5 protein-coding genes are annotated in these 6,632 nt (G+C 39.8%); all 5 read right to left on the bottom strand.

Features of this window, described 5'->3' with window-relative positions; all coding sequences use genetic code 11:
• Positions 1 to 201: 201 nt before the first annotated feature.
• Positions 202 to 1,662, bottom strand: coding sequence for a cell wall metabolism sensor histidine kinase WalK (locus DW657_RS12390; protein WP_118312745.1), 1,461 nt, complete (start codon positions 1,660 to 1,662; stop codon positions 202 to 204).
• Positions 1,663 to 1,721: 59 nt separating this feature from the next.
• Complete coding sequence (locus DW657_RS12385) at positions 1,722 to 2,417, bottom strand: response regulator transcription factor (protein ID WP_117664069.1); 696 nt, start codon at positions 2,415 to 2,417, stop codon at positions 1,722 to 1,724.
• 277 nt (positions 2,418 to 2,694) lie between these two features.
• Positions 2,695 to 3,906 (bottom strand): NADP-dependent isocitrate dehydrogenase, encoded by a 1,212-nt coding sequence (locus DW657_RS12380; protein WP_118312744.1) that lies wholly within the window; start codon positions 3,904 to 3,906, stop codon positions 2,695 to 2,697.
• A 532-nt stretch (positions 3,907 to 4,438) separates the two neighbouring features.
• On the bottom strand, positions 4,439 to 5,449 hold the full coding sequence (locus DW657_RS12375; RefSeq protein ID WP_118312743.1) for a BF3164 family lipoprotein: 1,011 nt from the start codon (positions 5,447 to 5,449) through the stop codon (positions 4,439 to 4,441).
• Between the two features lie 59 nt (positions 5,450 to 5,508).
• Positions 5,509 to 6,594 (bottom strand): hypothetical protein, encoded by a 1,086-nt coding sequence (locus DW657_RS12370; RefSeq protein WP_147381939.1) that lies wholly within the window; start codon positions 6,592 to 6,594, stop codon positions 5,509 to 5,511.
• Between the last annotated feature and the right edge of the window lie 38 nt (positions 6,595 to 6,632).

The raw sequence follows: 6,632 nt of genomic DNA, 5'->3' as shown, positions 1-6,632 counted from the left end.
CTAACTATTTTTCATTCCACCAAATGTTTCGAGGAAAAAGTTTCAAAAAACGCCAACTTTTAACAGTTATAAACACTTAAACAAACTATCAGATACTCAGAACCTTATAATATACATGCGCACACTGGGGCGCGCATACATACGCATATATGCGCACGCTCTCGCGCGCGCATATTATATATTGTATTCAAATATTTTTGCTTATTTTTTAAGGGTAAACTCAAACTTGAGACCGCCTTCCGGCAAATTACTTACCCGAATAGTACCTCCATGCAGGAGAACGGCATTCTTAACAATGGCAAGTCCGAGACCTGTACCACCCATTTTGCGGCTACGTCCCTTATCCACCCGATAAAAGCGCTCAAACAAACGGGCTAGATGCTCCGGTGGTACTCCCTGACCATTATCCTGGAAAATGAAATGCCATTTATTTCCCTGTTCCTTCGCCTCCAAGGTCATCTTGCGCCCCTCTCCAGCATAAGCAATGGCATTATCTGTAAGATTGCGGAAAATACTATATATCAGACTTCGGTTTCCCTTCACCACGATATGATCCGGCATCCGGTTATCAAAAGCCATTTTCCTTTCCTGTCGAGCCAACGCTGTCTCACGGGTAATATCAGCTACCATCTGGGTAATATCTACCGCTTCAAAATCTATCATATCAGAACCATCATCCAAACGGTTAAGCGTAGAGATGTCGTGAAGCAAGGAGGTCAACCGCTCACTTTGGGCAAAGCAGCGTTGCAGGAATTGCGCCTTGGTCGCCTCATTGATATGCGGGTTATCCAGAATCGTCTCCAGATATCCCTGAATACTAGCCACAGGAGTTTTCAACTCATGAGCGATATTCTGAGTAAGTTGTCTTTTCAGGATATCCTGTTCTTTTCGGGTAGTCTGCACGCGCTTATACATCTTGATGATTCTTTCAGCAATTTCTCCCAACTCATCCCCCGGGAAGCTTGCCAAATCTTCTACCTCCAGGCTTTCATTGTGATCTGCCTTATAAGCAAATATACGGAGTTTGGAAATATTACTACCCAGACGACTGGTGAAACGATAGAGCACAAGCGTAAGAATGATGACAGCAACAAGAGCAAACCAGATATAATGCTGATCAGCCTGAAGCGACTTAGCCAAATCATCGTTATATGGCAACGCAGTACGCACAACTAGCTGACTTTTAGGAAAATAGGATGCCACATAGAAATAATCGTGCTTGAGGGTAGAAGACTGGCGTTCCACACTGGTTCCCATTCCATCCTGAAGTGCCTCCGCAATCTCCGCTCTTTTTGCATGATTGGAAAACTTGCGAAAATCCTTACCCATATTATCATAGATAACCTTACCATCAGGCTTGATAAGAGTCACTCTCAAGTCTTTACTTTCGTGTTCCTGAACAAAATCCTCAAGTTTAGCCTCAGCTACCCTGACACTATCCACCAGATTCACCGTATCCGACAATAGAATACCATTTGAAGAAGATAGAGCGAGATCCTCCACCAACAATTCGTTATAGTTGGCAAGTTTCAAGGTAAGGGTACTAATCTTATACTGCTTCTCTCGTGTTTGCTGAAACACGATAAAGCTGACAGCGAACACTAGGAACACCGCCAGCACACTAAAGTACAATTTTCTACCTACAGTATTTGTTTTAAGCATCGAACTTTAAAAACTGAATATTAAACTTCACAATTATCTGTAAATCAAAGTCAAACCAATCAGGCATCGAAATAATATCCGAAACCGAGACGAGTCACGATGCACTTTGCAAATCGTCCAACCTTTTTACGCATACGGGTAATGTTCACATCCACGGTACGATCGAGCACCATCACATCCTTAGGCCACACCCGGTCTATCAATTCCTGACGGGAGAATACCCTACCCTTTTCCTCCAACAAAAGGTGGAGCAACTCAAACTCAGTCTTGGTAAAAGGAACAGCTTCGCCATCAATGCTAACCGTTTTCCTATCAAGATCCAGCACCAGCCCCTGATAGCCAATCACCTTAGGTTCATCAGCACTACCATTCTGTTCTGCGGTACGGCGCAATACGGCACGAATGCGTACCATCACCTCACGGATGGAGAATGGCTTGGAAATATAATCATCAGCACCCAGGTTGAATCCCGTCAACGTATCATTCTCCGTATCCCGAGCGGTAAGGAAAATGATTGGCACATGGGCAGTCATCGGGTTCTCCTTCAACTTCTTAGCCAGTTGGAATCCACTCATACCTCCCATCATCACATCCAGCAGCAACAGATCATAGGATGCAATATCCATTTCCAAAGCCTCTTCGGCAGAATTGGCTGTATCCACATGATATCCTTCTATCTGGATATTGAAACTCAAGATTTCACACAAATCCTGTTCATCATCAACAACAAGAATTCTTTTATCCGCCTTTTCCATAATCTATTTTTTATAAATTCGTAATTATGGTGCAAAAATACATTTTTTATCTCGTAATAAGCGTTACATCAGATTACAATTTTGTAACAACAATGTGTTTTTTACAAAAAAATGATAAAGCACAGTATAATATTACACTTTTTAACTCAGTGTAATTATATTGGCTACACCATATAACTAAACAAATCGCTTTTCTAACAAATAAAACCCTGCAATACTTCTATATAAACGAGAAGTACTGCAGGGCTTTTTTTATCTTTCTGAAGAAGAGAGAGGACTATGCCAATCTCTTCTCCAGGCGCTCACGGATAGCAGCGATGAAGCCGGCTGAGTTGACAGGCTTAGCCTTAACACCTTCCATCAGGTTGACGAGATCCTTGGTAGCGATACCATCATTCAAGGTATCGAAGCAAGCAGCCTCCAGCTGGTCACCGAAGTTCTGGAGTTCCTTAAGTCCATCCATCTCACCACGCTTTCTCAAGGCACCACTCCATGCAAAGATGGTTGCCATTGGGTTGGTAGAGGTATCCTCACCCTTCAGATAGCGATAGTAGTGACGGGTAACGGTACCATGCGCAGCCTCATACTCATACTTTCCTTCTGGAGAGACCAATACAGAGGTCATCATAGCCAGAGAACCGAAAGCGGTACTGAGCATATCGCTCATCACATCACCATCATAGTTCTTGCATGCCCAAATGAATCCACCCTTGCTACGGATTACACGAGCCACCGCATCATCAATCAATGTATAGAAGTATTCGATGCCGAGTTCAGCAAACTTCTCCTTGTAGTCACTCTCGTAAACCTCTTCGAAGATCTTACGGAACTGCGCATCGTAAGTCTTTGAGATGGTATCCTTGGTAGCAAACCAGAGATCCTGCTTGGTATCGATGGCAAACTTGAAGCAGCTGTGAGCAAAGCTGCGGATGCTCTTGTCGGTATTGTGCATACCCTGGATAACGCCGGCACCATCGAAGTTGTGGATTTCCACCTCCTGCTTCTTTCCGCTCTTACCCTCAAACACGAGTTTGGCTACTCCCGGTTCATCGGCACGGATTTCCACACTCTTATATACATCTCCGTATGCATGACGGGCGATGGTGATAGGCTTCTCCCAGTTCTTCACACAAGGGTGGATGCTTGGGATGGTGATAGGTGCACGGAACACCGTACCATCCATAATACTACGGATAGTACCATTAGGGCTCTTCCACATCTTATGAAGCTTATACTCATCCATACGCTGGGCATTAGGAGTGATGGTAGCACACTTTACTGCTACACCATATTTCTTGGCAGCCTCAGCAGAGTCGATGGTCACCTGGTCATTGGTCTGGTCACGATAAGGCAGACCCAGGTCATAATACTCAGTTTTCAAATCTACAAAAGGAAGAATCAGTTCATCCTTGATCATCTTCCAGAGGATTCTTGTCATCTCATCACCATCCATCTCTACCAATGGAGTCGTCATCTTAATCTTTTCCATAATCTATACAGTATTAATATTGATATTCGCAATTTGTCTGCAAAGATACGGAAATTATTTTAAAACAACACTATTTTTAGTCGATCATTTTACATTTTGACATTATTTACGTATAAAAATGCAGATTTTTGCCATCTTCCTCCTTTTTAATTGGTGCTGATTGGCAAATTATAAACAAATATTTTCAACCTGTATGAATGAAAAATAGAAATAGACCGCACACCGCACAAATACGGCATAATTTATTGATAAACAACAACTTGCAGAGTGCGATCTCCGTGCGGTGTGCGGTCTAAAATGCAAAATTTGACTCACCAATCAACAGGCATCGCTCCACGAAGTTTTTGTACGAGTAGTTGTTGAAACTCAGACAATGTATTCTACTGCCATACACATCTCGAAATCATTCCAACCGTACAGGTAGAAATAATTTCTTCATTGATAAAATCCTTTAATTAAGAGATATGGAGTCTCCATATCTCTATCATTTATTACTTTACGCCTGCACTTTTTGATGGTCATCAAGTGTCACTCATTTCAAATTATAAACAAATATTTTTGAGTTCGGGTCGTCCACGATTGTAAACAATTGAGAATCGTCATTTTTCACAGCCAACGTAAAGGCGGCTTTATCCAAATGATAAACATCTTTCAGATTGCCTTGATAATCGTATTTATAGACATAACTAGCAGTAGGCATAGGGGCATTATAATTTTCTTTTTCTCCAGAATATAAGGCATAAACGTAGTTGTCGGAAATTGACGCATCCAAGAAGCCAAGACCATCCTGCAATTGATAGTCATCGTTTTTCACTTTAAAGTTCATTGGCTTCACAACAGCATCCTTACGATGAACCAACGTACCATTCTTTATATCATAAAATCTCAACACACCCGCAGCATAGGAAAAGTTCACTAGTATTTTTTTATTCGAAGACACAACAGAACGTCCCAAATTAGCCATTGCAGAAATTATTTTATTAGAAACCTTTTCCTTATTTGGCAAATAAGTGCCATAATTGGAATGCTTTTTGAGAGAATCATTTAACAGATCAAATTTATGATTTTCAAAAATTCCCAAAGCTGCATACCCTTTTCCTATATTGTTTATACAATAATAGCGATCATTTGACTTCAACTTGTCTATTTGCGTAGGATTACTATTATTTGCTAAATTGCCAAAGTCATACTTTAAAAGTTTACCTTTACCTAAATCATACACATAAAGCCACGTTTCTTCATTATCTTTCAACAATTCAAAATTCGAGACTTCCAACACCTCGTCTCTTGCCTCTCCTTTAGGAGCCAATTGATATTTGAGTTTACCTGTTTCCATATTAAATACTTTTATCATTCCTTTTGCATCTTTAAAATCAGAAACGATAAAAGAGTTCTGCCCTACAGCTAAAGCCATAGGCAAACTTACTTCAACAGAGTTTTTTTGAACACACTCTAATTGCTTTACATCGGTATGTTCTTGCTTACATCCCCATACAGCAATCAAAGCAGCACAAACACTCACGCTAAAATAACTTTTCTTCATAAATATTCTTTTTTAATGCCAAATGCCACTTTAAAATCAAAGAGGCATTTGACATATTTTCATAATTGGTATTGCCAAATTTCATGGGCGTTACTTTTTGTATTCATAGTAAAGAGATAGAGGCATTTATTGTCATCAGAAACCTTTATGTTGTAGCCAACTTTGTCTAGTATGATATGGCGTAAAAGCTTCCCATCCCAGTCATACACCTCTACCTCATTGCCAAATTGAGACTCCATATAATTCTTCGGCTCTTGTCCTTCCTTATTTTTCTCTATCAAAAAAACATATATTGCCTTTTGGTTTGCATCCATTCTAAGAGATTTTCCGCTTATCTTAGTGGGAGCATAGTTTCCGTCAGCAATCTCTTTGTAATCTAATTTCTCAGAATATAGTTCCTTCTCTACTTCAACATTGCCCTCATCTATCTTAAATAGGAAAGCATAACGTTCCCATCCGCACAAATACAAGAATTTATCTTTGTTTCTAAAAATACTAGCATTGTCCGTATAAACGGAATGCTTTGCCAAACCTCCCTTTTGATTTTTGTCTTTTGGCCAATAGTTTAAGGGGGTTAACGTTGATTTTTTAAAATTCACAACCGTAAATATATGTTCTATTTGGCTATATGGAGCACCACATATCAAGAATGTAGAATCTGAAAGCATAATATAATTACCAGGAATATATCTTAGAGCTGGCAACTTAGTCAAATCATAGCTTTCATCAATCTTATAATTTCCATTAAGCCATTTTGCTTGTGCAACTCGTGACAATGAGTATATTTTATTCCCATTGGAAGAACAATTAAGCACATACAAACTTTTGTCTGACGAAACCGCAAATGCCGTTTTGTCATATTCTCCATGTCCAGCACCTCTCATAAATGCAAGGGTTTTGGTCTTAAGTGAGTCTCCTTTCTGAACAGAAACATTAGTATTAAATTTGTTAGAAAATGAACTCAAAAGCCAAACACTATCTGCAAGAATGCTAGGATTAGCACCTGCATTTAAAGAATCTGTAACCATAAGTTCTCCCTGCAAGTTTTCTGTTTCCACATACTTTTGCTCAGAAGAACAAGATATAAATCCTAAGCACAAGCCTATGATTATCAAATTATTTTTAAAAAATCTCTTCATTTGCATAATTTATTAATTAAGAGATATGAAGAATCCCTCCTCCA

This window comes from Prevotella sp. AM23-5 (assembly GCF_003473645.1).
In the GTDB taxonomy this organism is placed as follows: domain Bacteria; phylum Bacteroidota; class Bacteroidia; order Bacteroidales; family Bacteroidaceae; genus Prevotella; species Prevotella copri_A.
Note: the sequence above shows the minus strand (reverse complement) of the source record. Positions and strands in the feature narration are given on the sequence as shown.

Excerpts from the sequence above, each read along its gene's own strand:
- DW657_RS12385 (WP_117664069.1), bottom strand. The coding sequence starts at position 2,417 with ATGGAAAAGGCGGATAAAAGAATTCTTGTTGTTGATGATGAACAGGAT.
- DW657_RS12390 (WP_118312745.1), bottom strand. The coding sequence starts at position 1,662 with ATGCTTAAAACAAATACTGTAGGTAGAAAATTGTACTTTAGTGTGCTG.
- DW657_RS12370 (WP_147381939.1), bottom strand. The coding sequence starts at position 6,594 with ATGCAAATGAAGAGATTTTTTAAAAATAATTTGATAATCATAGGCTTG.
- DW657_RS12380 (WP_118312744.1), bottom strand. The coding sequence starts at position 3,906 with ATGGAAAAGATTAAGATGACGACTCCATTGGTAGAGATGGATGGTGAT.
- DW657_RS12375 (WP_118312743.1), bottom strand. The coding sequence starts at position 5,449 with ATGAAGAAAAGTTATTTTAGCGTGAGTGTTTGTGCTGCTTTGATTGCT.